At 63.2% G+C, this 21,094-nt stretch carries 19 protein-coding genes; 9 read left to right on the top strand and 10 right to left on the bottom strand.

Annotated elements, in window-relative coordinates:
- Positions 1-98: 98 nt before the first annotated feature.
- Together NEI07_RS00945 and NEI07_RS00940 are read left to right on the top strand one after the other, a co-directional pair.
- Positions 99-275: a hypothetical protein gene (locus tag NEI07_RS00945; RefSeq protein WP_256032097.1), complete on the top strand. Its 177-nt coding sequence runs from the start codon at positions 99-101 to the stop codon at positions 273-275.
- A gap of 74 nt (positions 276-349) precedes the next feature.
- Complete coding sequence (locus tag NEI07_RS00940) at positions 350-553, top strand: type II toxin-antitoxin system RelE/ParE family toxin (RefSeq protein WP_256032098.1); 204 nt, start codon at positions 350-352, stop codon at positions 551-553.
- A 76-nt stretch (positions 554-629) separates the two neighbouring features.
- Here the strand turns inward: NEI07_RS00940 and NEI07_RS00935 are convergent, their stop codons facing one another.
- From NEI07_RS00935 to NEI07_RS00910, 6 genes are all read right to left on the bottom strand, one after another.
- The gene (locus NEI07_RS00935; RefSeq protein WP_256032095.1) at positions 630-2,675 is read right to left on the bottom strand and encodes a M3 family metallopeptidase; all 2,046 of its coding nucleotides are present in this window, start codon (positions 2,673-2,675) and stop codon (positions 630-632) included.
- Between the two features lie 48 nt (positions 2,676-2,723).
- A complete protein-coding gene (locus NEI07_RS00930) occupies positions 2,724-4,007 on the bottom strand; it encodes a M16 family metallopeptidase (protein ID WP_256032092.1) in 1,284 nt (427 codons plus the stop codon).
- An 87-nt stretch (positions 4,008-4,094) separates the two neighbouring features.
- Positions 4,095-5,420 carry a M16 family metallopeptidase gene (locus NEI07_RS00925; RefSeq protein ID WP_256032090.1) on the bottom strand — a complete coding sequence of 442 codons (1,326 nt, stop codon included), beginning with the start codon at positions 5,418-5,420 and terminating at the stop codon, positions 4,095-4,097.
- Positions 5,421-5,483: 63 nt separating this feature from the next.
- On the bottom strand, positions 5,484-6,203 hold the full coding sequence (locus NEI07_RS00920; protein WP_256032089.1) for a hypothetical protein: 720 nt from the start codon (positions 6,201-6,203) through the stop codon (positions 5,484-5,486).
- A 100-nt stretch (positions 6,204-6,303) separates the two neighbouring features.
- Positions 6,304-6,813, bottom strand: coding sequence for a signal peptidase II (lspA, locus tag NEI07_RS00915; RefSeq protein WP_256032088.1), 510 nt, complete (start codon positions 6,811-6,813; stop codon positions 6,304-6,306).
- 86 nt (positions 6,814-6,899) lie between these two features.
- Entirely contained in the window at positions 6,900-8,669 is a 1,770-nt protein-coding gene (locus NEI07_RS00910; RefSeq protein ID WP_256032086.1) for an outer membrane protein, read from the bottom strand.
- Positions 8,670-9,244: 575 nt separating this feature from the next.
- On the opposite strand from NEI07_RS00910, the gene groES reads away from it, so the two are divergent.
- Together groES and groL are read left to right on the top strand one after the other, a co-directional pair.
- Positions 9,245-9,532, top strand: a complete 288-nt coding sequence (gene groES / locus NEI07_RS00905; protein ID WP_256032085.1) for a co-chaperone GroES — start codon at positions 9,245-9,247, stop codon at positions 9,530-9,532.
- Positions 9,533-9,574: 42 nt separating this feature from the next.
- Positions 9,575-11,212 carry a chaperonin GroEL gene (gene groL, locus NEI07_RS00900; protein WP_256032083.1) on the top strand — a complete coding sequence of 546 codons (1,638 nt, stop codon included), beginning with the start codon at positions 9,575-9,577 and terminating at the stop codon, positions 11,210-11,212.
- 55 nt (positions 11,213-11,267) lie between these two features.
- On the opposite strand, the gene NEI07_RS00895 is transcribed toward groL, so the two are convergent.
- Positions 11,268-12,122 (bottom strand): LysR family transcriptional regulator, encoded by an 855-nt coding sequence (locus NEI07_RS00895; RefSeq protein ID WP_256032081.1) that lies wholly within the window; start codon positions 12,120-12,122, stop codon positions 11,268-11,270.
- A gap of 102 nt (positions 12,123-12,224) precedes the next feature.
- Between NEI07_RS00895 and NEI07_RS00890 the strand changes: the two genes are divergently transcribed.
- A complete protein-coding gene (locus tag NEI07_RS00890; protein WP_256032079.1) occupies positions 12,225-12,992 on the top strand; it encodes a haloacid dehalogenase type II in 768 nt (255 codons plus the stop codon).
- Positions 12,993-13,199: 207 nt separating this feature from the next.
- Here the strand turns inward: NEI07_RS00890 and NEI07_RS00885 are convergent, their stop codons facing one another.
- Positions 13,200-13,703: a YciE/YciF ferroxidase family protein gene (locus NEI07_RS00885; protein ID WP_256032076.1), complete on the bottom strand. Its 504-nt coding sequence runs from the start codon at positions 13,701-13,703 to the stop codon at positions 13,200-13,202.
- Between the two features lie 266 nt (positions 13,704-13,969).
- Between NEI07_RS00885 and NEI07_RS00880 the strand changes: the two genes are divergently transcribed.
- From NEI07_RS00880 to NEI07_RS00865, 4 genes are all read left to right on the top strand, one after another.
- Positions 13,970-14,116, top strand: coding sequence for an aa3-type cytochrome c oxidase subunit IV (locus tag NEI07_RS00880; RefSeq protein WP_123176927.1), 147 nt, complete (start codon positions 13,970-13,972; stop codon positions 14,114-14,116).
- Positions 14,117-14,188: 72 nt separating this feature from the next.
- Complete coding sequence (locus NEI07_RS00875; protein ID WP_256032074.1) at positions 14,189-15,316, top strand: Re/Si-specific NAD(P)(+) transhydrogenase subunit alpha; 1,128 nt, start codon at positions 14,189-14,191, stop codon at positions 15,314-15,316.
- 37 nt (positions 15,317-15,353) lie between these two features.
- The gene (locus NEI07_RS00870; RefSeq protein WP_256032072.1) at positions 15,354-15,806 is read left to right on the top strand and encodes an NAD(P) transhydrogenase subunit alpha; all 453 of its coding nucleotides are present in this window, start codon (positions 15,354-15,356) and stop codon (positions 15,804-15,806) included.
- Positions 15,807-15,810: 4 nt separating this feature from the next.
- On the top strand, positions 15,811-17,208 hold the full coding sequence (locus tag NEI07_RS00865; RefSeq protein WP_256032071.1) for an NAD(P)(+) transhydrogenase (Re/Si-specific) subunit beta: 1,398 nt from the start codon (positions 15,811-15,813) through the stop codon (positions 17,206-17,208).
- A gap of 134 nt (positions 17,209-17,342) precedes the next feature.
- Here NEI07_RS00865 and NEI07_RS00860 read toward each other — a convergent pair whose 3' ends face one another.
- Positions 17,343-19,943: a TonB-dependent receptor gene (locus NEI07_RS00860; protein ID WP_256032070.1), complete on the bottom strand. Its 2,601-nt coding sequence runs from the start codon at positions 19,941-19,943 to the stop codon at positions 17,343-17,345.
- Between the two features lie 73 nt (positions 19,944-20,016).
- Entirely contained in the window at positions 20,017-20,391 is a 375-nt protein-coding gene (locus NEI07_RS00855; protein WP_256032069.1) for a DUF2946 family protein, read from the bottom strand.
- Between the last annotated feature and the right edge of the window lie 703 nt (positions 20,392-21,094).

Genomic DNA, 21,094 nt, shown 5'->3' with positions numbered 1-21,094 from the left:
CGAACGGATCAGTCGGAATCCGTATTATTTGCCTGGAAGAGCCTTATTGCTAATTTTCATTCTCGCCACGCCGCATTTTTGAAGGGCGAGTTATTGTCATGAAGAAGAAAGCGAACCTTCATGTTGGCTCCGCCGCCGCCATCAAGGAAGTGCTTGCCCAGCAGCTCAACCCCGAAGAAGAAGCCTCGTTCGAAGAATCTCTGGCGCAGGCCGAGCGCGGCGAGTTTGCGACCGACGATCAAGTGCGGGCCATATGGGCGAAGCATGGGCTGTGAAGCTTCGCGCCGTCGTTGAACTTGACGAGATTCTTTCCTTCATTGACGAGCGTTCTCCTTAGGGCGCGCGCAGCATCAAAGCCCGAATTCAGGCGATGGCGGCTCTCCTCTTGGAGCATCCGCAAGCCGGCCATCCGACCAGCAAAAGCGGCATTCGACGCATGATCGTCTATCCGTACCCCTATTTAATCTTCTATCGCGCCTCCGAAACCGAGATCGTCATTCACGGCGTACGCCACAGCGCCCGCCGCCCGTCGTCATCGAAGCCGGCGAGCTGACTGCCTGCACGCCGCCACGATAGAGGCGCTAAATTCGCTAAGGCACGATGCGGCGTTTGGACGATTGTGAGACTTTTTACCCCGCCGGCTCCGCAAATCCTCGTTGCCGTAGCAGCGGCTCCACCGTCGGCATTCGCCCGCGGAAGGCCACATAGGCGTCCGCCGCGTCCTGCCGTCCGCCCGCGGCATAGATGTGATCGCGCAGGCGCTGCGCGACCTCGGGCGCGAAGGGGTCGCCCGTCTCCTTGAAGGCCTCGAAAGCGTCGGCGTCGAGCGTTTCGGCCCAAAGATAGCTGTAATAGCCCGCCGAATAACCGTCGCCGGAGAAAATATGCGAAAAATGCGGCAGGCGGTGCCGCATGACGATTTCCGGCGGCATGGAAATACGCGCGAGGCTGTCAGCCTCGAAGTCGCCGGCGTCGAAATCCGGCGCGACGTTTTGCGCGTGAATGTCGAGATCGACATGCGCCGAGGCGCAGAACTCGACCGTCGCGAAACCCTGATTGAAGTGGCGCGACGCAGTGATGCGCGCGACGAGATCATCGGGAATGGGCGCGCCCGTCTCGGCATGCAGCGCGAATTTCTTCAGCACCGCCGGCTCCAGCAGCCAGTGCTCGTACAGCTGCGAGGGCAGCTCGACGAAATCGCGCGCGACATTCGTGCCGGCGATCGAAGGATAGGTCACGTCCGACAGCATGCCATGCAAGCCATGGCCGAATTCATGGAACAGCGTGCGGGCGTCGTCGAGGCTGAGCAGCGTCGGCGCGCCATCGGCGCCCTTGGTGAAATTCATCACATTGATGATGACGGGCCGCACCTCGTCCCAGAGCTTGTGCTGGGAACGGAAGTCCGACATCCAGGCGCCGCCGCGCTTCGACGGCCGCGCAAAATAATCGGCAAGGAACAGCGCAACATGCTTGCCGTTGCTGTCCAGCACATCGAAGGCGCGCACATCCGGATGGTAGAGCGCCAGGCCCTTCTGCTCGACGAAGCGGAGGCCGAAGAGTTTTTGCGCAACATCGAACGCCGCGGCGATCATGTTGTCGAGCTGGAAGTAGGGACGCAGCGCGGCCTGATCGAGATCGTAGCGCTTCGCACGCACGCGCTCGGCGTAATAGCGCCAGTCATGCGCCGCGACGGTGAAATTCGCGCCCTCTTCCTCGACCATCGCCTGGATCTGGGCGCGCTCCTCGGCGGCGCGCGTCAGCGCCGGCGTCCAGACATGACCGATGAGTTCGCGCACGGCGGCCGGCGTCTTCGCCATCGTGTCGTCGAGTTTGAAAGCGGCGAAATTGTCGAAGCCGAGAAGCTTCGCGCGCTCTTCGCGCAATTGCAGGATTTCGCGGATGAGCAGGCGGTTGTCGGTCGCGCCCGCATTCTCGCCGCGGCTCGCCCAGGCGCGAAACACCGTCTCGCGCAGATCGCGCCGCGTCGAGCTTTGCAGAAAGACTTCCGCGCTGGAGCGCGACAGCGTCACGCCATATTTGCCGGGCGATCCGCGCTCGGCCGCAATGCGCGCGGCGCCGGCGCGAAAGTCGGGCGAAAGCCCGTCGAGATCGCTCTCGTCGAGCAGCAGCAGCCATGATGATTCATCGGCCAGCACATTTTGCGAAAACTGCGTCGATAGGCCCGCCAGCCGTTCGAGGATCGCCTTGAGGCGCGCCTTGTCGGCGTCGTTCAGCTTCGCGCCCGCGCGCACGAAGTTCTTGTAGGTCAGTTCAAGAACGCGCCGCTGCTCCGGCGTCACATCGATCGCCCCGCGCGTCTCGTAAAGCGCCTCGATCCGGCGAAACAGCGCGGGATTCATCGAGATGTCGCTGGAGTGACGCGAAAAGGCGCCGGCCATATCGCGCTCGATCGCCTGCAAGTCGGGCGTCGTGTCGGTGGCGGCGAGATTCCAGAACACCGCGCCGACATCGGTCAGAAGGCGCCCCGCCCGCTCCAGCGCGCCGATGACATTGTCGAAACTCGGCGACGACCGGTCGCTGGCGATGACGTCGATCTCGGCCTTGTGCTCGGCGAAGGCCGTTTCGAACGCCTCGCGGAAATGCGCGGGCTGGACCGCGTTGAAAGGCGGCAGGCGGAAAGGGCCGCTCCACGCCGTTAGGAGAGGATTATCCATGACAGTCTCTTAGCAAGATGCCGACCACTGGCGGCGCGTGACCGGCGCTCACACCCCCGCGGGCTTGCCCACCACCGTCACCAGCAGATCGCCGTCGCCGAGCAGCCGCTTCGCGCCGCGCTGACAATCCTGCATCGTCACCGCGGCGATCTTGCCATTGCGCTCGTCGAGGAAGCTCGGCTCGAATCCGTCGAGCTGCAGATTGACGAGCTGGCTGGCGATCTTCGTCGAAGTGTCGAAGCGTAGCGCATAGGAGCCGATCAGGAATTTCTTCGCCTTGTCCAATTCATCCTCGGTCGGACCGTTGGCGACGAAATTTCTGAACTCTTCCTGGATCACGCCGATCGCTTCGCCGGCGCGCTCGTTCTTCGTCGCGGCGGCGCCGATCAGCATCGGGCAATGGTCATATTCATTGAGATGCGAATAGACCGAATAGGCCATGCCGCGCTTCTCGCGCACCTCGCGGAACAGCCGCGACGTGAAGGCGCCGCCGCCCAGAATGTGATTGGCGACGACGACGGCGTAGTAATCAGGATCGTGCTTGGTGATCGACGGGCGCCCGAAGCGGATTGTCGATTGCGGCACGTCAAGATCGACGATCTGGCGCATGCCGACATTGGCGACGTCGATCTCCGGGACGGGCGCGAGATCATTTTGCAGCGCCAGCCCGCCGAAGGTCGCGTCAAGGAGTTCCGCCAGCCGCGTCGCGTCGATCGCGCCGACGACGCCGATCTTGAGATCGCGTCTTGAGAAAAGCCGCTCGCGCAAGGCGATGAGGTCTTCGCGCGAGAGCGTATCGATCGACGCAAGATCGCCGCGCACCGGGCGCCCATAGGGATGGTTCGGGAAGGCCGCTTCGCGAAAGGCTTTCGACGCCACCGAATCGGGATCATTGGCGTCGCGCTTCAATTCCGCGGCGAGCTGGCTGCGCACGCGCGCGACGTCGCCGGCCTCCAGCCGCGCGTCGTTGAGCGCCAGCTTTAAGAGGCCGAAGGCCTTGTCGACATTGCGCGAGAGCGTCTGCAGATGGCCCGAGATCGCGTCGCGATCGGCGCCGAAGCCGATATGGATCGCGAGATCGTCGATGGCGCGATGGAAGCCGCGCGCATCATAGGGGCCGGCGCCTTCGTCGAGCGTCGCCGCGAGCAGCGTCGCCAGTCCGGGCTTCTCGCAAGGGTCCTGCGACGCGCCGCCGGGAATCGCGAATTCGAGCGCGACGAGCGGCACGGCGTGGCTTTCCACGAGCCAGGCCTCAAGGCCGGCCGGCGTCGTGATCCTCTGCACATGTTCGGCGCGGGAGGCGATGGTGACGATGGGCGCGTGAGCGGTCATTTCAGTTCCTAATGGAGGTCGGCGGTAGGTCTGGGGCAGTCGAGTCAGGCGTCGGCCTTACGCCGACGCTCTGACGCGATCTTGGTCTCAGGCCGGAAGCAGAAAGCCCGTGACGGCCCTGCGCTTGTCGAGCCATTTGCGCGCGGCGTTTTGCACGTCGTCGGCCGTCACCTTCTCCATGCGCTCGGGCCAGGCGACGACGTCGTCGATGGTGAGGCCGGTGGCCAAAGCCTCGCCATACCAGCGGGCAAGCGAAACCTGGCTATCCTGCGCATAGACGGCGTCGGCGATCAGCCGGGTCTTGGCGCGCTGCAAATGCTCCGCGTCGATCGGCTCTTCTCCGAAGCGTCGCAGCACGCGATCGATCGCGAGGTCGAGGTCCTGGAGTGAAACGTCCGGCGCGGGCGTCGCATAGACCCACAGCCGCGTGTCGTCGACGGCGGAGCCCATGTAATAGGCGCCGGCGCCGACCGCGACCTGCTCCTCGACGACCAGCGCGTCGTAGAGCGCGCTCGTTGGTCCGCCGCCGAGCATATAAGCGAGCGTCTCCAGCGCCTCGGCTTCGCCGGGCTGCGCCGTGCTGTAGGACGGCACGAGATAGACCTGCTCATGCGCCGGCTGCTCGACCTTCTCGTCGCGCAGCGTCACCAAACGGTGGGCGCGGTGCGGCGGCTCCTGCGCACGGGCGCGCCGCGGCGGCGCGGCCTGGGCGGGGATCTTGCCGTAGGTGTCCTTGGCGATACGCTCGACTTCGTCGGCCTCGACGTCGCCGGCGACGATCAGGATGGCGTTTTCCGGCGTATAGAAGCGCTGGTAATAGGCCAGCGCATGCTGCCGATCGAGGCCCTCGATCTCGTGATTCCAGCCGATGATCGGGATGCCGTAGGGATGATGGGCGAAAAGCGCCGCCTGTACGGCCTCGTCGAGCTGCGCCGAAGGGTCGCTGTCGGTGCGCATGCGGCGCTCTTCAAGCACCACGTCGCGCTCCGGATCGACGACCTCGTCGGTCAGGACCAGATTGCGCATGCGATCGGCCTCGAACGCCATCAGCGTGGCGAGATGCTCCTTGCCGATGCGCTGGAAATAGGCCGTGTAATCGTAGCTGGTGAAGGCGTTCTCCTGACCGCCGAGTTCGGCGACGAGATTCGAGAACTCGCCCTGCGGGTGATCCGCCGTGCCTTTGAACATCAGATGTTCGAGAAAATGCGCGATGCCCGACTGGCCGAGCGGGTCGTCGGCGGCGCCGTTTTTGTACCAGACCATATGCGTGACGACAGGCGTTCGCGCGTCCGGGATGACGACGACTTCCATGCCGTTGTCGAGCGTGAAGCTCGTAATGCTCGCACGCGCAGGCCCCGGCGCGGGCGCCCCAGGCGCAAGCGAAACGGCTGACGCCTTCGTCTCAAATGACATGAACGGCCTTTCCCGCGGCGGCGGCCGCGTCTCGGAGAGTGTCTCTCCTATATAGGCCGTAATTTAATTCTTGTCGTTGTCCGAGCTACCGCGCAGGAACTGCGGCATCACGGCGCTGAAGTTGGAGAGCATATCGCCGCCTCGCGTGTCAGGAGCGGCGGCGCTGTAGGCCCCGGTCGCTTTGGCCCCGCCGCCTCGCATGTCCGGGGCGGCGGGGTTGGCGCCCGAAGCGTTGGCGGCGGAGTTGTCTGCGCCGCCGCGTCCCCAGCTCAACGGGTTCCACCAGGAGCTCTTCTTGGCGGCTTCGGTCTCGCGAAGATTGTTGAGGTCCTGCGTCGGCCGGCGGTAGCCCGTCGGCGGCTCCGTCAGCATGATGCGGCTCGGCTCCTCGATGGCGGGCGCGGGCGGTGGACTGCCTGATCCAAAGGAAAGCACCCGCGCAAACACCCCAGGGCGCGGCGCCTCCGGCGGCGGAGCGTTCGGCACCCGGGCGTAGCGGTTGACGTTACGGCGCCTCTCGGCGGAGAGTTCGGCCGGCCAAGCGCCCGGCCTCTCGGCCCGCTCGCGCGGCGGCGGGAGGTCGCCTACGCGCGGCGGCAACACGAGCTTGGGCCGTTCGCTATAATCGATTTTGCCGACGCGCTCGTCCGAAGACGCGCCGACCATCTCCATCATCGCCGACCACGTGGATTTGTCATCGCCGGCCAGAGCTGGCGCGGCCAGGACCGCCGCGAGACCGGCGAGAGCGTAAAGGGCGCAGCGCTGCGACTGAGCAAGCTTCATCTGTCGGACTCCATTCGGGCTCCGGTTATATGCGGCTACAAGGACGCGACTTATTGGCGATTTAGTGGCGAAGGCTGGGCCACGACCGACCGGAGCGCGTTCAGGTCTCGGCGCGCCGCTCCTGGGGCAGGAAAAACCCCTCAATAACCAGCAGCGCCACCCCGGCCGTGATGAACACATCAGCAAGGTTGAACACGTAGTTCGCGAGTGGTCCGACGGGCAGGCTGGTGTGCAGATAGAAGAAATCGGCGACCGCCCCCCGTGTGATGCGGTCGGCGGCGTTGCCGAGCGCGCCGCCGATGATCAATCCCAGCGCCACAGCCGTCGCGCGGCTTTCCGTGCGCACCATCCAGATCGCCAGTCCAGCGATGATCGCGCCCTGCATCGTCAACAGCGCGAGGCGGGTCAAGGCTTCGTGGGCGGGAAACAGCGAATAGGAGACGCCGTAGTTCCAGGACAATACGATGTCGAGGAACGGCGCAAGGCTCATCGGCGGCCGGGCGGCGACGTCAAATATATTCAGCATCCAGAATTTATGCGCCTGGTCGAACGCCAGAGCGGCGAGCGCCGCGGCAAGGCCCAGCGCGCGAGGGGAAAGTCTGCCAGACAAGCGTGATCTCCATGATGCGATCGCAGCATTAAGGCGGATCAATGCGAAAAAGAAAGCGCTTCCCCGCTCATGCGTCGATCAGGCGATCACTGGGCGACGATCATCGGTCCAGCCGGCTGGGGCCAGTCGATCCGGTAATTCACTCCGGTGCGGATAAGATGAGTCGCGCTGGCGCTTGACGCGGCGAAATTCGCGGGAAACCCGTCCAGAACGGAGCCGCCGAAGGCGTTGATCTGATAGCTCTGCCGGCCCAGATCGACGTAGAGCCATTCGGCCTTGAGGCTCCAATGGCGGGCGACGGCGTATTCCAGCCCCGCGCCGGCGGTCCAGCCCGTCGCGAAGCCGGAATAGGCGCCGGCCGAGCAATAGAAGTCGAGCGCGCAGAACTTATTGCCGTCTCCGAGCGCCCCAAGCGCCGAGACCTGGCCATAGGCGAAGCCGCCGGTGACGTAGAGCATGACGTCGTCGCGGGGCAGCAGCCCAAGCCGCCCGCGCAACGTCCCGAGCCATTCGAGCAGACGTTTGGTGCTGGCGGCGTAATTCCGAGGGGCGTCGCCAACGCCAAAATTGACGGAAGCGCCGAACGAGCCGCCGATATTGGCGTAGGCGAAATCGGTCTCGACCCCCCCGACGAGAAGCGGATGCAAGCGCCAATTATAGCCGATCTGCCCGCCGCCGACGAAGCCCGCGATGTCCGAACGCTGCGCGAAGGGCGCCTGGAAACCCGTCTGGAGGATCGCCGCTTCCGGCGAGCGCGCCGCAAGCGTCGTGTCCTTCGCCGCGGCGAAACCATAGCCGACATGGCCGCCGACATAGGCGCCGCGCCATTCATGCGGCTCGGCTTCCGCCTTGCCGAAGAACGGCCCGAAATTTCCAGCGCCGGTCGGATCGTCAGGCCCGCCAAAGCGGTAGCCCGCCTGCAAGAAAAAGCCATAGCGCTGCGAAAATGAATAGATCGGCCTGGTCACATTGGTGGACAGGCGCTCGCCATAGTCCTTGCCTGGCGCGCTGAAATGCCAATAACGGCCGCCGACGCCCACGCTGAAACGCGGCGTCAGATCATAGGCGATGAGGCCTTCGAGCTGAAAGCCGTTCCCCTTGCCCGACTGCTGCGCGCCTCGGATTTCGGGACGAAAATTGTGATAGTCGGTGTTCCACAACCAGCTATGAATCCAGGCCGCTTCGAGCGATGCGCGCAGGCCCGGCATGAGTTCGATCTCGCCGCCGGCGCCGACGCGCAGCGAGTTCCAGGCAACGTCGAAATCGAGCCCGTCCAGGCTCGTCGGGTAAGGAACCCTGTTCGGCGGATCGGTCGCGCAAAACGCCGTGCCGGCGAGAATCTGCGCGCAGCCGAATGAATTCATCCGCTCGTGGAAATTATTGTATCCAACGAAAGGACCGACCCTGACCGGCTGGCCGGTCGGCAATCTTGTCTCCACGACACTATAGCCCAGATCGACGGTGACATATTTGAGCGAGCCGCCGCTCTGAACATGGACAGTATTGCTGTAGGGGCCCTTGGTCGCGGCGACAGTGTCCTCGTCATTGAGCTTGCCGCTCGCGAGAGTCCCGCCGCCGAGAAAACCTTTAAGGAAGACGCCGCTCTCGTGGTCGACGCGAAAGAAGGTCTCGGCTGCATGCCCGGTCAAATCGCCGAAGGTAAGGCGTGAAATCAACAATCCGGGGACGTGGGCGTCGTAGTAATCGTATTTATGGTTGCCCGAACTGAACCAGTAACGGGTCCCAACTTCCACTCGCCACGGCGAAGCCGCCAATATTGGCGGCGGCGCTTTCAAAACGAGCGGCGTCGTCGGATCGGCGGCCTTGGCGGCGCCGGCGGCCAGGAGGGCCGTCATTGAAATAGCCGTCACTGAAATAAATGCGGACAGCGTCTTGCGCATGCGGCGCCCCGGGCTTCGGCAGACGATGGGCGGCGATTTCAACAGCCGCCGAGACGCTCGACGCTTACGACGACGCTACAATTTAGATCGAGGCTTATGGTTTCTATTTTGTTAAGCCCCGCCAAAGCTATAGCGGTCCGCTCAGAAACACGAACCGCCGCTTGGCAGCGAAATGGCGAAGGTCCGCCGCGGAGGCGGCGCAGGAATTGAAGGACGCCGCCAAAGAGCAAAGGGCGAGGAAAGATTTGCGCATCCAATTCTCAAAAATCCATTGCCCGGGCAAATGGACGGTTCGAGGCGCCACGCCCGACCCGTCGTCATCTCATGGCTAAGATCAATCTTTAGGCTGCGCTATAGCTGCTCTGCAGCAGAACCGAAAATTCTACGTCTATCCCCAACTTGACAGCGCTAGGCCTCGCCCATATCTGTGTGGCGCCTGCTGGCACTCATCTCACGCGAGTGCCAACAGGCCTTCGCATATCCCTTTTTGGCGGGCCGAACCCGCCAGGTCAGAAAAGGAAAGATTCACAATGACGTTCCGTCCCCTCCACGACCGCGTCGTGGTCAAGCGACTCGAAGGCGAGGAAAAAACCAAAGGCGGCATCATCATTCCCGACACCGCGAAAGAGAAGCCGCAAGAGGGCAAGGTTATTTCCGTCGGCCCCGGCGCTCGCGACGAAAACGGCAAGCTGAACCCGCTGGACGTGAAGTCCGGCGACCGCGTGCTTTTCGGCAAATGGTCCGGCACCGAAGTCAAGATCGACGGCGAAGACCTGCTCATCATGAAGGAAAGCGACATCCTCGGCATCGTCGACTGACTCGACGCCGCCGTTCGCTTCCAACCCCCAGGAGAATTGTAAATGGCTGCAAAAGACGTCCGTTTCTCCACTGACGCCCGCGATCGCATTCTGCGCGGCGTCGAAATCCTCAACAACGCCGTCAAGGTGACGCTCGGTCCCAAGGGCCGCAACGTCGTCATTGAAAAGTCCTTCGGCGCGCCGCGCATCAGCAAGGACGGCGTCACCGTCGCCAAGGAAATCGAACTTGCCGACAGGTTCGAAAATCTCGGGGCCCAGCTCGTCCGCGAAGTCGCCTCCAAGCAGAACGACATCGCTGGCGACGGCACGACGACGGCGACGGTTCTCGCCGCTTCGATCGCCCGCGAAGGCTCCAAGGCGGTCGCCGCCGGCCTCAACCCGATGGATCTGAAGCGCGGCGTCGATCTCGCCGTGGAAGCCATCGTCGCCGATCTCAAGCAGCATTCGAAGAAAGTCACCTCGAACGACGAGATCGCGCAGGTCGGCACGATTTCGGCGAATGGCGACAGCTTCATCGGCGAAGAAATCGCCAAGGCGATGCAGAAGGTCGGCAATGAAGGCGTGATCACGGTCGAGGAGGCGAAGAGCCTCGAGACCGAGACCGACATCGTCGAAGGCATGCAGTTCGATCGCGGCTATCTCTCGCCCTACTTCATCACCAACGCCGAGAAGATGATCGCCGAACTCGACGATCCCTACATTCTCATCCACGAGAAGAAGCTGTCGACGCTGCAGCCGCTGCTGCCGATCCTCGAGGCGGTGGTGCAGACCGGCAAACCGCTGCTCATCGTCGCTGAGGACATCGAAGGCGAAGCGCTGGCGACCCTCGTCGTCAACAAGCTGCGCGGCGGCCTGAAGATCGCCGCCGTCAAGGCGCCCGGCTTCGGCGATCGCCGCAAGGCGATGCTCGAAGACATCGCCATCCTCACCGGCGGCGAGTTGATCGCCGAGGACCTCGGCATCAAGCTCGAGAACGTCACGCTCGCCATGCTCGGCCGCGCCAAGCGCGTGCGCATCGAGAAGGAGACCACGACGATCATCGACGGCGCCGGCGAGAAGAAGGACATCGAGGCGCGCATCTCCCAGATCAAAGGACAGATCGAAGAGACGACCTCGGACTACGACCGCGAAAAGCTGCAGGAACGTCTGGCGAAGCTCGCCGGCGGCGTCGCGGTGATCCGCGTCGGCGGCGCGACCGAGGTCGAAGTCAAGGAGAAGAAGGACCGCGTCGACGACGCCCTCAACGCCACCCGCGCGGCGGTCGAAGAAGGCGTGTCGCCCGGCGGCGGCGTGGCGTTGCTGCGCGCCATCAAGGCGCTCGACGGCGTCAAGGTCGGCAATCCTGACCAGCAGACGGGCGTCGATATCGTCCGCAAGGCGATCCAGGCGCCGGCGCGCCAGATCGTCGACAACGCCGGCGGCGACGGCGCCGTGGTGGTCGGCAAGCTGCTCGAGGCGACCGAATATGGCTACGGCTTCGACGCGCAGAAGGGCGAGTATGGCGATCTGATGAAGCTCGGCATCATCGACCCGACCAAGGTCGTGCGCACCGCGCTGCAGGACGCCGCTTCGATCGCCGGTCTGATCATCACCACCGAGGCGACGATCACCGAAGCGCCGAAGAAGGAAGGCCCGCCGGCCATGCCGGGCGGCGGCGGCATGGGCGGCATGGACTTTTAAGTCTCGCCACCAATCGCTAATCCAGTCAAAGTCCCGGGGAAACCCGGGACTTTTTTTACGTTCCTTGTCGGCTTTGGGTCGCGCCGAATACGCCTTCGATCCAGGCCGTCACCGCCCTGATCCTTGGGACGTGTCTGTCGCCGGGATTAACGAGCAGCCACACTTCACGTTTGAGCACGGGAGCTTTGTCGCCCAGGCGGCGCAACCCGGACTCACGATCGGCGATCAAACAGGGAAGCAGCGACTTTCCGATGCCATTCTTTACGGCGTTCAGGGCCAATTCGGAGTCATTGACGGCAAGGCTCGCCGGATGTCCCTGCCGACTGACCGCCCGATTGATCCAGGCGACGTGTGGAAGCTCGGCCATCTCCGCCTCGTAAGTAATCCAGGACAACCGCCGCGCGTCCACTGCGGTTGGCGCGTAAACGGCATAGTCGAGGTCTGCGATGCGACGCGTGATCGCTCGTTGATCCTCTCGCGGCCTCGCGTGGCGAAGCGCGATGTCGGCATCGCGCCGCATAACGCTGAGATTGCGCGGCTCGGCGATGACCTCGAGCGATAGTCCGGGATAAATTTGAGTCAGCTGTTTGACCGCGGGCAGCAGAAGACGGCTCGCAATGAGCGGGATTGCAGTGAGGCGGACGCTGCCGGTCGGCGCGGAGTCGACGCCAGCCGACGCTTGCGCGATCGCGATGGCCTCTCCTTCCATGCGCTCCGCGCGTTCGACGATATACGAGCCGGTCTCCGTCAGGCGCCAGCGCGGCTCGAACAGGGTCAACCCAAGGCCCTGTTCGATGCGCCGAATCCGCCGCGCCACCGTGGTCTCGTCCACCCGCAAAGCCTTTGCCGCTGGCGCGATAGCGTTTGCGCGCGCCACCGCAAGCACGTAGCGCAGATCGTTCCAATTCATTGGCGGCGAATTTGCTGACATGGGCGGCAAAACTACCGCTGCAGAGGCGTCTTTGCATCAACTAGGTTTCTCCCCGTCGACCTTTGAAGACGGAGCCGGGCCATGCACATTGATCGTCGTCAGCTGATCCAGGGAAGTCTGGCGTCGATGACTGGCTTGCGATCGCCGGAGCATCCCCGACCTTCCTTCAGAACCGCGACCGCGCGCTTCAAGGCATTGGCTTTCGACGCGTTTCCAATCTTCGATCCAAGGCCAATTGACGCACTCGCCGAGACGCTTTTTCCGGGAAACGGAACGCGACTTGTCGAATTGTGGCGAAATCGTCAGTTCGAATACTCATGGCTGCGAACGGCGTCAGGCCAATATGTGGACTTCATGGAAGTATCCAAGGAAGCGCTGGTCTTTGCCGGCAACGCGCTGAAGCTGCAATTGAGCGGAGAAACGCGCGATCAACTCCTTCGCGCATATCTTACGCTCGGCGCATGGCCGGACGCGACGCCGGCTCTGCAGGGACTGCGGTCGGCGGGCGTTCGTCTGGCGTTTCTCTCCAATCTTACGCCCGATATGCTCAAGGGTTCGATCGCAACGTCCAGGCTTGAAGGCGTTTTCGAGCATGTCCTGAGTACGGATAGGGCGAAGACCTACAAACCAAGTCCAGACGCGTATCGGCTAGGCGTCAATGCGTTCGGACTGGCGAAAAGCCAGATCTTGTTCGTCGCCTTCGCCGGATGGGACGCGGCCGGCGCAAAGGCGTTTGGCTATCCGACGTTTTGGGTCAATAGGCTCGGTCTGCCTTCCGAGGAGTTGGGGAGCAAAGCCGACGCAGAGGGTAAATCGCTCGCCGATCTGACGGCGTATGTGCTCGATTGACACTTGTGCGGCGCCGGCGCGCCTCATTCCCCGCCCATGCCGGGCGGCGGAAGGGGCGGCAGGGATTTTTCTAAAGTCCGCGCTCCATACAAAGCCCCGGACCAGCGTCCGGGGCCTTGTTCTGCGCCGAGTTCTCTATACCTGAAGGCCGCGTCGTGAACCACCGGTCGATCGGCCGCGATCACCGACGCTCCAGCCGACCTTCTGTTAGGCGGCCTTGCGGTTGATCCGCCCTTCCGCGAGCGACGAGAGTTTTTTGTCAGCGTTCTTTTCTTCGGCGAGCGTCTCTGACAGAAGCTGCGCGCAGTCCTCGCGGCCAAGCTCCTTCGCCCAGGCGATCAGCGTGCCATAGCGCGTGATTTCATAATGCTCGACGGCCTGGGCGCTCGCGATCAGCGCGGCGTCCAGCACTTCATTGTCGGCGGTTTCGCCGGAGATTTCGTCAGCCTCTTCGAGGATGCCGTCGATCGCCGGGCAGTTGACGCCCTTGGGCGCCACGCCATGCATCTCAAATACTTTTTCGAGCCGGCGCACTTGGTTTTCGGTCTCGGCCAGATGCTGCTCGAACACTTCCCTCAGCTGCGGGTCGGAGGCCTTCTCGACCATGTCGGGCAGCGCTTTCAGGATCTGGTTTTCAGCATAGTAGACGTCGCGCAGCATGTGCACGAAGAGATCGTCGATCGTCTTGATGTCTTTGGAAAAGAGACCCATCGTCCCGCTCCGGTTTTGCGATGTGGGGGAAGCCCGCGGGCCGCAGGCGTGCATTGGAACGCCGCGAAGGCGCGAATGTTCCCCATGCAGGCGGAGAAGCGCGCGCCTGAGCTTCCGAAGGGGCCGCGTTCAGGTTCGCCTGCCCTGCGCGTCGGGGCGCCGCAGCCTTCCAAAGCTTCAGGCCGTTGCCCTATCGCTTCGGCTCGTTTAGCATCAGCTTCGCACGCGGGGTCACGCGCGCGTCAGCAAGAATCGGGAGGATCGAAATGGCGAGCTTGCGCACGCCGGCGGAGTCGAACGGCGACTGGGCCGAGCATGTAAGGACCTACAACACGTTCTTGTTGCTGCTGAAGATCGGCGCAGCAAGCACGGCGATCCTGCTGCTCCTGCTGTATTTCTTCGTCGCGCGCTAGGTTCAGAGCCTCCGCTTCTTGCCGCTGTCGGCGAAGCTGGCGGCGACGGTTTTTCCACAACCGGAGTTCGTTATGCGCATCGCCGTATTGGCTGAAACGGATAAATCCGAGCCGCGCGTCGCGGCCACACCCGAGACCGTCAAGAAATTCATCGGGCTGGGCGCCGACGTCGTGGTCGAGGCCCGGGCGGGCGCCGCCGCTGGCTTCTCCGACAGCGACTACGCCGCCGCCGGCGCGACGATCGCCGATAACGCGGCAGCCGCGCTCACGGGAGCCGACGTCGCGCTGCGCGTGCGCCGTCCCTCGGCGGCGGAGCTTCCGGGCGCAAAATCCAATCTCGCGGTGATCGCGATCATGGATCCATTTGGCGCGGGGGCTCAGCTTGCCGATCTCGCCAAGAGCGGCGCGATCGCCTTCGCCATGGAGCTCATGCCGCGCATCACGCGGGCGCAAACCATGGACGTGCTGTCGTCCCAAGCCAATCTCGCCGGCTATCGCGCCGTCATTGACGCGATGGCCGAATATGGCCGCTCATTTCCGATGATGATGACCGCCGCCGGCACCGTCCCGGCGGCGAAAGTCTTTATAATGGGCGTCGGCGTCGCCGGTCTGCAGGCGATCGCCACGGCGCGGCGCATGGGCGCGATCGTCACCGCCACCGACGTGCGGCCGGCGACGAAGGAGCAGGTCGAATCGCTCGGCGCGAAATTCATCGCCGTCGAGAACGAAGAGTTCAAACAGGCCGAGACCTCCGGCGGCTACGCCAAGGAGATGTCGCCTGAATATCAAAAGGCGCAGGCCGAACTCGTCGCTTCGCACATCGCCAAGCAGGACATCGTCATCACCACGGCGCTGATTCCCGGCCGACCGGCGCCCAAGCTCATCTCGGCGGAGATGGTGCGCTCCATGCGGCCCGGTTCGGTCATCGTCGATCTTGCGGCCGAGCGCGGCGGCAACTGTGAATTGACCAAGCCCGGCGAAACCGTGGTCGTCGACGGCGTAAAGATCTTAGGGGCGCTCAATCTCGCCGGCCGCATGGCGTCGACGGCGTCGAGCCTCTACGCCAAGAATTTGCTGGCCTTCGTCGAAACGCTCGTCTCGAAGGACACCAAGCAGCTCGCCATCAATTGGGAAGACGAACTGGTGAAGGCGACCGCGCTGACCCGCGACGGCGCCGTCGTCGACGAGCGTTTTAAATAGCCGCCTGCGCGCATATCAAACTAAGGGGCGTTAAGCGATGACCGACTCTACGCAACAATTGCTCGAGAAGGCGCAGGCGGCGGCCGAGGCCGCCCGCCATCTGGCCGAACAGGCGCAACACTATTCGGATGAACTCGCACATACGGCCGCCGCCGCGGCGGCGCACGGACTCGCCGGCGGCGCGATTGATCCTTTCGTCTTCCGCGTGGCGATCTTCGCCATGGCGGTCTTCGTCGGCTATTACGTCGTCTGGTCGGTGACGCCGGCGCTGCATACGCCGCTGATGTCTGTCACGAATGCGATTTCCTCCGTCATCATCGTCGGCGCGCTGCTCGCGGCGGGCGTCGAAGGCATGAGCGCCGCCGAGGCTTCGGGCTCTTGGTGGGCGAACGCCTTCGGTTTCATCGCGGTCATTCTCGCCAGTGTGAACATCTTCGGCGGCTTCCTCGTCACCGAACGCATGCTCTCCATGTACAAGAAGAAGGGCTGACGCCATGAGCGCCAATATCGCAGCCCTTCTCTATCTCGTCGCCGGCGTGCTGTTCATCTTCGCGCTGCGCGGCCTCTCTTCGCCCGCCACCTCCCGCCAGGGCAATCGCTACGGCATGATCGGCATGGCGATCGCCGTGGCGACGACGCTGCTGACGCATTTTCCCTCATTCGGCGGCCTGCTGATGATCGTGATCGGCGTCGCCATCGGCGGCGGCGCGGGCGCTTTCATCGCCCAGCGCGTTCCAATGACGAAGATGCCCGAACTTGTCGCGGGCTTCCACGCGCTGGTCGGCCTAGCGGCGGTGCTCGTGGCGGCGGGCGCCTTTTTCGCGCCGCGCGCTTTCGGCATCGGCGACGCGAATGAGATTCACGCCGGCAGCCTCGTCGAAATGTCGCTCGGCGCGGCCATCGGCGCGATCACCTTCACCGGATCGATTATCGCCTTCCTGAAGCTTTCCGAGCGCATGACCGGCAAGCCGATCCTGCTGCCGGAACGCCATACCATCAATATCATGCTTGGCGTCGCGCTGCTGGCGCTGACGGCGCTCTTCGTCGGCACGCAGAGCGGCGTCTGGCTGTTCCTGCTGATTTTCGCTTCCTTCGCGCTGGGCGTGACGCTGATCATCCCGATCGGCGGCGCCGACATGCCGGTGGTCGTCTCGATGCTCAACTCCTATTCGGGCTGGGCGGCGGCGGGCATCGGCTTCACGCTGGGCAATCTCGCGCTGATCATCACCGGCGCGCTTGTCGGCTCGTCGGGCGCGATCCTCTCCTACATCATGTGCAAGGGGATGAACCGCAGCTTCATCTCCGTCATTCTCGGCGGCTTCGGCGGCGAGGTGGCGGGGCCTGCCGGCGGCAAGGAGACGCGCAACGTCAAGCAGGGCTCGGCGGAGGACGCCGGCTACATCATGCAGAACGCCGGCAAGATCATCATCGTGCCGGGATATGGCATGGCGGTCGCACAGGCGCAGCACGCGCTGCGCGAAATGGCCGACATGCTCAAGGAGGAAGGCGTCGACATCAAATACGCCATCCATCCGGTCGCGGGGCGCATGCCGGGCCATATGAATGTGCTGCTGGCCGAGGCCAATGTGCCCTATGACGAAGTGTTCGAACTCGAGGACATCAACTCCGAATTCGGACAGGCGGACGTCGCCTTCGTCATCGGCGCCAATGACGTGACCAACCCCGCCGCCAAGACCGATAAGACGTCGGCGATCTACGGCATGCCGATTCTCGACGTCGAAAAGGCGAAGACGGTTCTGTTCCTGAAACGCGGCATGGGCTCTGGATACGCCGGCGTCGAGAACGAGCTGTTCTTTCGGTCCAATACGATGATGCTGTTCGGCGACGCGAAGAAGACCGTCGAATCGATCGTCAAGTCGCTGGCGCATTAGCCTCTTCAACGACGCCAAAACAAAACGCCCGGGAGTTTCTCCCGGGCGTTTTGTTTTTCACGACAGCGTTTAAGAACCGCGCCGCGCCGCGGCGTTTGCGCAAAGCATGGCGCTCCTGCTTCGCGACCCGAACCTCACCAGTTCCAGGCGACCGGCTGGAACCAGGCGCCCACGTCCGGCAAGCCGCCTTCATTGCCCGTGTAGAACAGGCCTGGCTCGCCCTTGGTCTCGCCGAATTGATACCTTGCGGCGACATAGAAGGTTCTTTGCGGGAACGGATGGAACAGGAAGTATCGATAGTTGCCGATATTATCGACGCCGAAATCGAACGAGAATCGTTCGTTCCATTTGTAATGGATCTTGGTGTCGACGACGAAGAACGGATCGAAGGCGAAATAGATTCCATAGGCGCGGTCATTGTTCGCCAAGGTGCGCCACAGCTTGCTCTGATATCTGCCAGCCACCGTGAACGCCCAGTGATCATCCGGCCGATAGGTGAGAGCGAGCGTTCCGCGCCATTCAGGAACGTTCGGCACGGTCTTGCCCGCCACCGACGTCGCCCAGGGAAACTCAAAGTTCGACACGCTCGGCGCCCAAGTCGGATCGGAGATGACCCGCGCGTTGAGCCAGGTGGCGCTGCCGAGCACTTCAAGCCCCCTGAAGCCGAAGTTGTCTTTCTGAAACGCCACTTCGACGCCGCTGTTGCGAATGCGCTGGACGTTCGTCGGCGTTTGCACCAGCTGCGCGGCTGAGCCGGGCACGGAGACTAGCTGGTTGATGATGGCGTCGCGCACTTCTTCGTCGAAAAAGGAGACGCGCGCGGCTCCGTCCGGTCCGAGCCTGCGCTCGATCATCAGCTCTTTGCTGAGCGCCGACTCGGGACGCAGATTCGGATTTGGGTTGGTCGCGACGCCGTTCACGCCGACGGTCGCGAGGTTGTAGAGTTCGCGCACAGTTGGAAAGCGGTTCGCCATGCCGATCGAGCCGACGGCTCGCCAATCGTCGTCAAACCTGTATTCGAGCGATCCTTTGGGCGAGAAGCGGGTGCTGTAGAGATTGGGCTGGTAGATCGGCAGCCGCGAGACATTCGTGCCCGTAAGCCCGGTGCCAAAGTTGTTGACGCCCGTCTGTTGATTGTAGCCGTTCGACGCCGTCCAATGCTCGCCGCGAAGACCGGCCGTGAACTTCAGGTCCGGCGTAATAAAGAAGGCGTCTTGGAACCAGAGCGCCTGCGTGCGCGTCGTGCCCTGAGCGATCGAGATCGCCGCGCCGGTGCTCGCATCCGTCCCCGCGGTCCAATTTGTCGTCAGCCACACGGGATTGTTCAGGTGAAATTGATCGCCGTGCACGCCGAAGGAAATGTCGTGGCCCTGCAGGATTCCTTCTGGCGGCCGCGCGATGCCCTTCGCGTCGAAGAGCGTCCAATAGGTGCCGGTGAAGACCGTATCGCGGCCGGTCTGCGTGTAGCCGCCAAAGGGCACGGCGGCTGACCAGGGCGAAATTTGATCGGACTGCAGATAGGTGAAATTCGAAGCCGACACTTCGAAGTCGAACGGACCGCCGCTATTGGAGCGCACCGCCGCGGCGTTGACCATGATCTTTTCCTGGATCCGGTAACGGCCCTGCGTCGCGAAATTCTGCAAAATGGCGTTGCTCAGGCCGCGCCCTGTGGTCGTCACGCCCCAGTAGGGACCGCCTCCCGCAGTAAGGTAGTTCTCGGGATAAGACTGGCCGTCGTTGGACCAGAAGCCGAATGTGTACGTGCCGCGGATCGTGTTGGTGAAATCATACGCGAATTTCAGTTTCGCATTGATCTGATCGTTGGCGAGATTGCCCGTTGAGCCGATGACATTGGCGAATGTCGTGCCATAGACATTCGTCGCCAGATAGCCGCCGGGATAGAAGTTGGGCGTCGTGACATAAGTGAGCGGCTGCTGTGATCCGCGCTGCCAGTTGCCGGAGACCGTCCAGAGGAAGTCGCCGATCTTATCGCCGACAAAGAAGCTCGAGACGTTATTGACGAAGCCTCGCGACGTCCCCCACTGGGAGAAATCCTGGATCGTGGTGGTGTTCCTGACCGAGACTTCGAGCTTTTCAGGCATGCGCGTCGTGATCTTCAACACGCCGCCCATCGAGTTGCCGGGGTATTGCGCCGCGAAGGGTCCGTAAAGGAAATCGACGCGCTCGATTTCTTCCGGCGCGACGAGGCCCCAGCGCGGCGCGCCGATCGTATTGTCATTGCCGATGAGCGCCGTCAGCAGCAAATCATCGGCATAAACGAGACTGCGCGCCGAGGAGGCGACGCCCCAGGTGCGAGTCTGCAGAACCGCCTGAGTGTCGCCGCTGTTGCGTTTGCGCACGAAAAGGCTCGGCATGTATCTGACCGCGTCTTCCGTGTCGATGATATTGATTTTCCGATCGATCTGCTGGCGCGTGACGCTCGCGACCGTGTTAGGCAATTGCCACTTCTGAACAAAGGCCGGCTTGCCGTCGGGAAGCGTCGCCGCCCAGACCGACGGCGTCGAAGGCGCTGGCGCCGGGCTCGGAGCCACGTTTGTGCCGGTCGCAGGGCCTGCGACGCGCTGAGTTCCACGCGGAACGCCGCGGCGCTGGCCGCCGACGTCGATGGTCGGCAGCGATTGCTGCGCGGCGGCGGGCGTGACGCTAAGTTCCGAAAGCGCAAGAACCGTGAGAGCGCCGACCGAAACGCCGCGCAGAAGCGAGTAACGAGACATGAGATGTTTCCTTCTGGCGCCGGTCTAAGCGGCGCGACTGACCTCGACGGCTTTCGCCGTGGCGTTCGGCAGATCAGGTGAAGGAAGGAGGTCCGCGCGTCGGGGCGCTGCGGTTTGGCCGTAACAGGACCAGCGCCTGCGCCGGCGGCGCCCGCGGCGCGAGATTGTGTTCAACGCCGCGGATCGCAAAAACGGCGTCCGATGGCGGCAACGTGCTCCAGCCGAGCTGGCAAAGCGCGCAGGCGCATCCATCGTGACCAAGCTGATCGGAAGGCGCCTGATCCGACTCGCCCTGCGCCAGAGGCGACGTCTTAGCGAACAGATGACACTTGGCGATCGAAGCGTTAGGCGCGCCGACAATATTCGCCGCCACCGCCTCGCAGGGCGAGACGAGTTTCGCGACAAGCGCGAAGAGAATGAAAAGCGTGGCGAGTCGGCGGTTGCCCATGTAAATCTGGTGAATTCCGCGCCGTTAACTGTGACGGCGCCGGAAGCGACCATGGACTGGTAAACCGAGCCATTCCAAGCCCGCGCGCGTTGTCAAAGGTTAAAAAATCAACTAAGAGACATTTATGTCACAGTTGCGCGCCATGCGTCGGGAATTCCACGCGGCACTCGCCGTCGCGGCCGTTTGCGCGCTGATGCTCTCGCTTCTTCTGTCGGGCGCGACGCGGCCCGCGCATGCCTTCGCGGACCAAGGCGGAATCGCCTGCGATCATGCCGCTTATGTCGCAGGCCTGCACGCAACCGCCGCGCAGAAGGGCAGTTCGACGCAACGCGACGACTCGCCAACGCATTCTACGCGTAGCTGTCCGGACTGTTGCCTGAACGCCCATGCAGGCCATGCCGTTCTTCCAGAGCGCCTGATTTCTGTCGCACGGCCCAGCGCCGAACGTGCGGCTCCGATCCAACCCAGCGCGATCGCTGCGCAGCCGCCCGAGAGTTTCGCCGCGAACGGCGCAAATGGCGCGCGCGCTCCACCCTCAATTCATATTTCCTGAATTGCGTTAGACTCCAGGGCGCGCCGCGCCGGAGTCTGATTGCGGACTTTCGCCGCTTTGCGGCCTCTCGTCTCGCGAAGACATAACAAAACAAAAACTGACGCTTCGCCTGCGCCGATCGCCGCAAGCGTCCTAATGAAACGAGTGAGT

This window comes from Methylocystis suflitae (genome assembly GCF_024448135.1).
In the GTDB taxonomy this organism is placed as follows: Bacteria; Pseudomonadota; Alphaproteobacteria; order Rhizobiales; family Beijerinckiaceae; genus Methylocystis; species Methylocystis suflitae.
This window is presented reverse-complemented; position numbering and strand designations above follow the sequence as displayed.

Excerpts from the sequence above, each read along its gene's own strand:
- NEI07_RS00945 (WP_256032097.1), top strand. The coding sequence starts at position 99 with ATGAAGAAGAAAGCGAACCTTCATGTTGGCTCCGCCGCCGCCATCAAG.
- NEI07_RS00935 (WP_256032095.1), bottom strand. The coding sequence starts at position 2,675 with ATGGATAATCCTCTCCTAACGGCGTGGAGCGGCCCTTTCCGCCTGCCG.
- NEI07_RS00930 (WP_256032092.1), bottom strand. The coding sequence starts at position 4,007 with ATGACCGCTCACGCGCCCATCGTCACCATCGCCTCCCGCGCCGAACAT.
- NEI07_RS00925 (WP_256032090.1), bottom strand. The coding sequence starts at position 5,420 with ATGTCATTTGAGACGAAGGCGTCAGCCGTTTCGCTTGCGCCTGGGGCG.
- NEI07_RS00920 (WP_256032089.1), bottom strand. The coding sequence starts at position 6,203 with ATGAAGCTTGCTCAGTCGCAGCGCTGCGCCCTTTACGCTCTCGCCGGT.
- NEI07_RS00910 (WP_256032086.1), bottom strand. The coding sequence starts at position 8,669 with ATGACGGCCCTCCTGGCCGCCGGCGCCGCCAAGGCCGCCGATCCGACG.
- groES (WP_256032085.1), top strand. The coding sequence starts at position 9,245 with ATGACGTTCCGTCCCCTCCACGACCGCGTCGTGGTCAAGCGACTCGAA.
- groL (WP_256032083.1), top strand. The coding sequence starts at position 9,575 with ATGGCTGCAAAAGACGTCCGTTTCTCCACTGACGCCCGCGATCGCATT.
- NEI07_RS00895 (WP_256032081.1), bottom strand. The coding sequence starts at position 12,122 with ATGAATTGGAACGATCTGCGCTACGTGCTTGCGGTGGCGCGCGCAAAC.
- NEI07_RS00890 (WP_256032079.1), top strand. The coding sequence starts at position 12,225 with ATGCACATTGATCGTCGTCAGCTGATCCAGGGAAGTCTGGCGTCGATG.
- NEI07_RS00885 (WP_256032076.1), bottom strand. The coding sequence starts at position 13,703 with ATGGGTCTCTTTTCCAAAGACATCAAGACGATCGACGATCTCTTCGTG.
- NEI07_RS00880 (WP_123176927.1), top strand. The coding sequence starts at position 13,970 with ATGGCGAGCTTGCGCACGCCGGCGGAGTCGAACGGCGACTGGGCCGAG.
- NEI07_RS00875 (WP_256032074.1), top strand. The coding sequence starts at position 14,189 with ATGCGCATCGCCGTATTGGCTGAAACGGATAAATCCGAGCCGCGCGTC.
- NEI07_RS00870 (WP_256032072.1), top strand. The coding sequence starts at position 15,354 with ATGACCGACTCTACGCAACAATTGCTCGAGAAGGCGCAGGCGGCGGCC.
- NEI07_RS00865 (WP_256032071.1), top strand. The coding sequence starts at position 15,811 with ATGAGCGCCAATATCGCAGCCCTTCTCTATCTCGTCGCCGGCGTGCTG.
- NEI07_RS00860 (WP_256032070.1), bottom strand. The coding sequence starts at position 19,943 with ATGTCTCGTTACTCGCTTCTGCGCGGCGTTTCGGTCGGCGCTCTCACG.
- NEI07_RS00855 (WP_256032069.1), bottom strand. The coding sequence starts at position 20,391 with ATGGGCAACCGCCGACTCGCCACGCTTTTCATTCTCTTCGCGCTTGTC.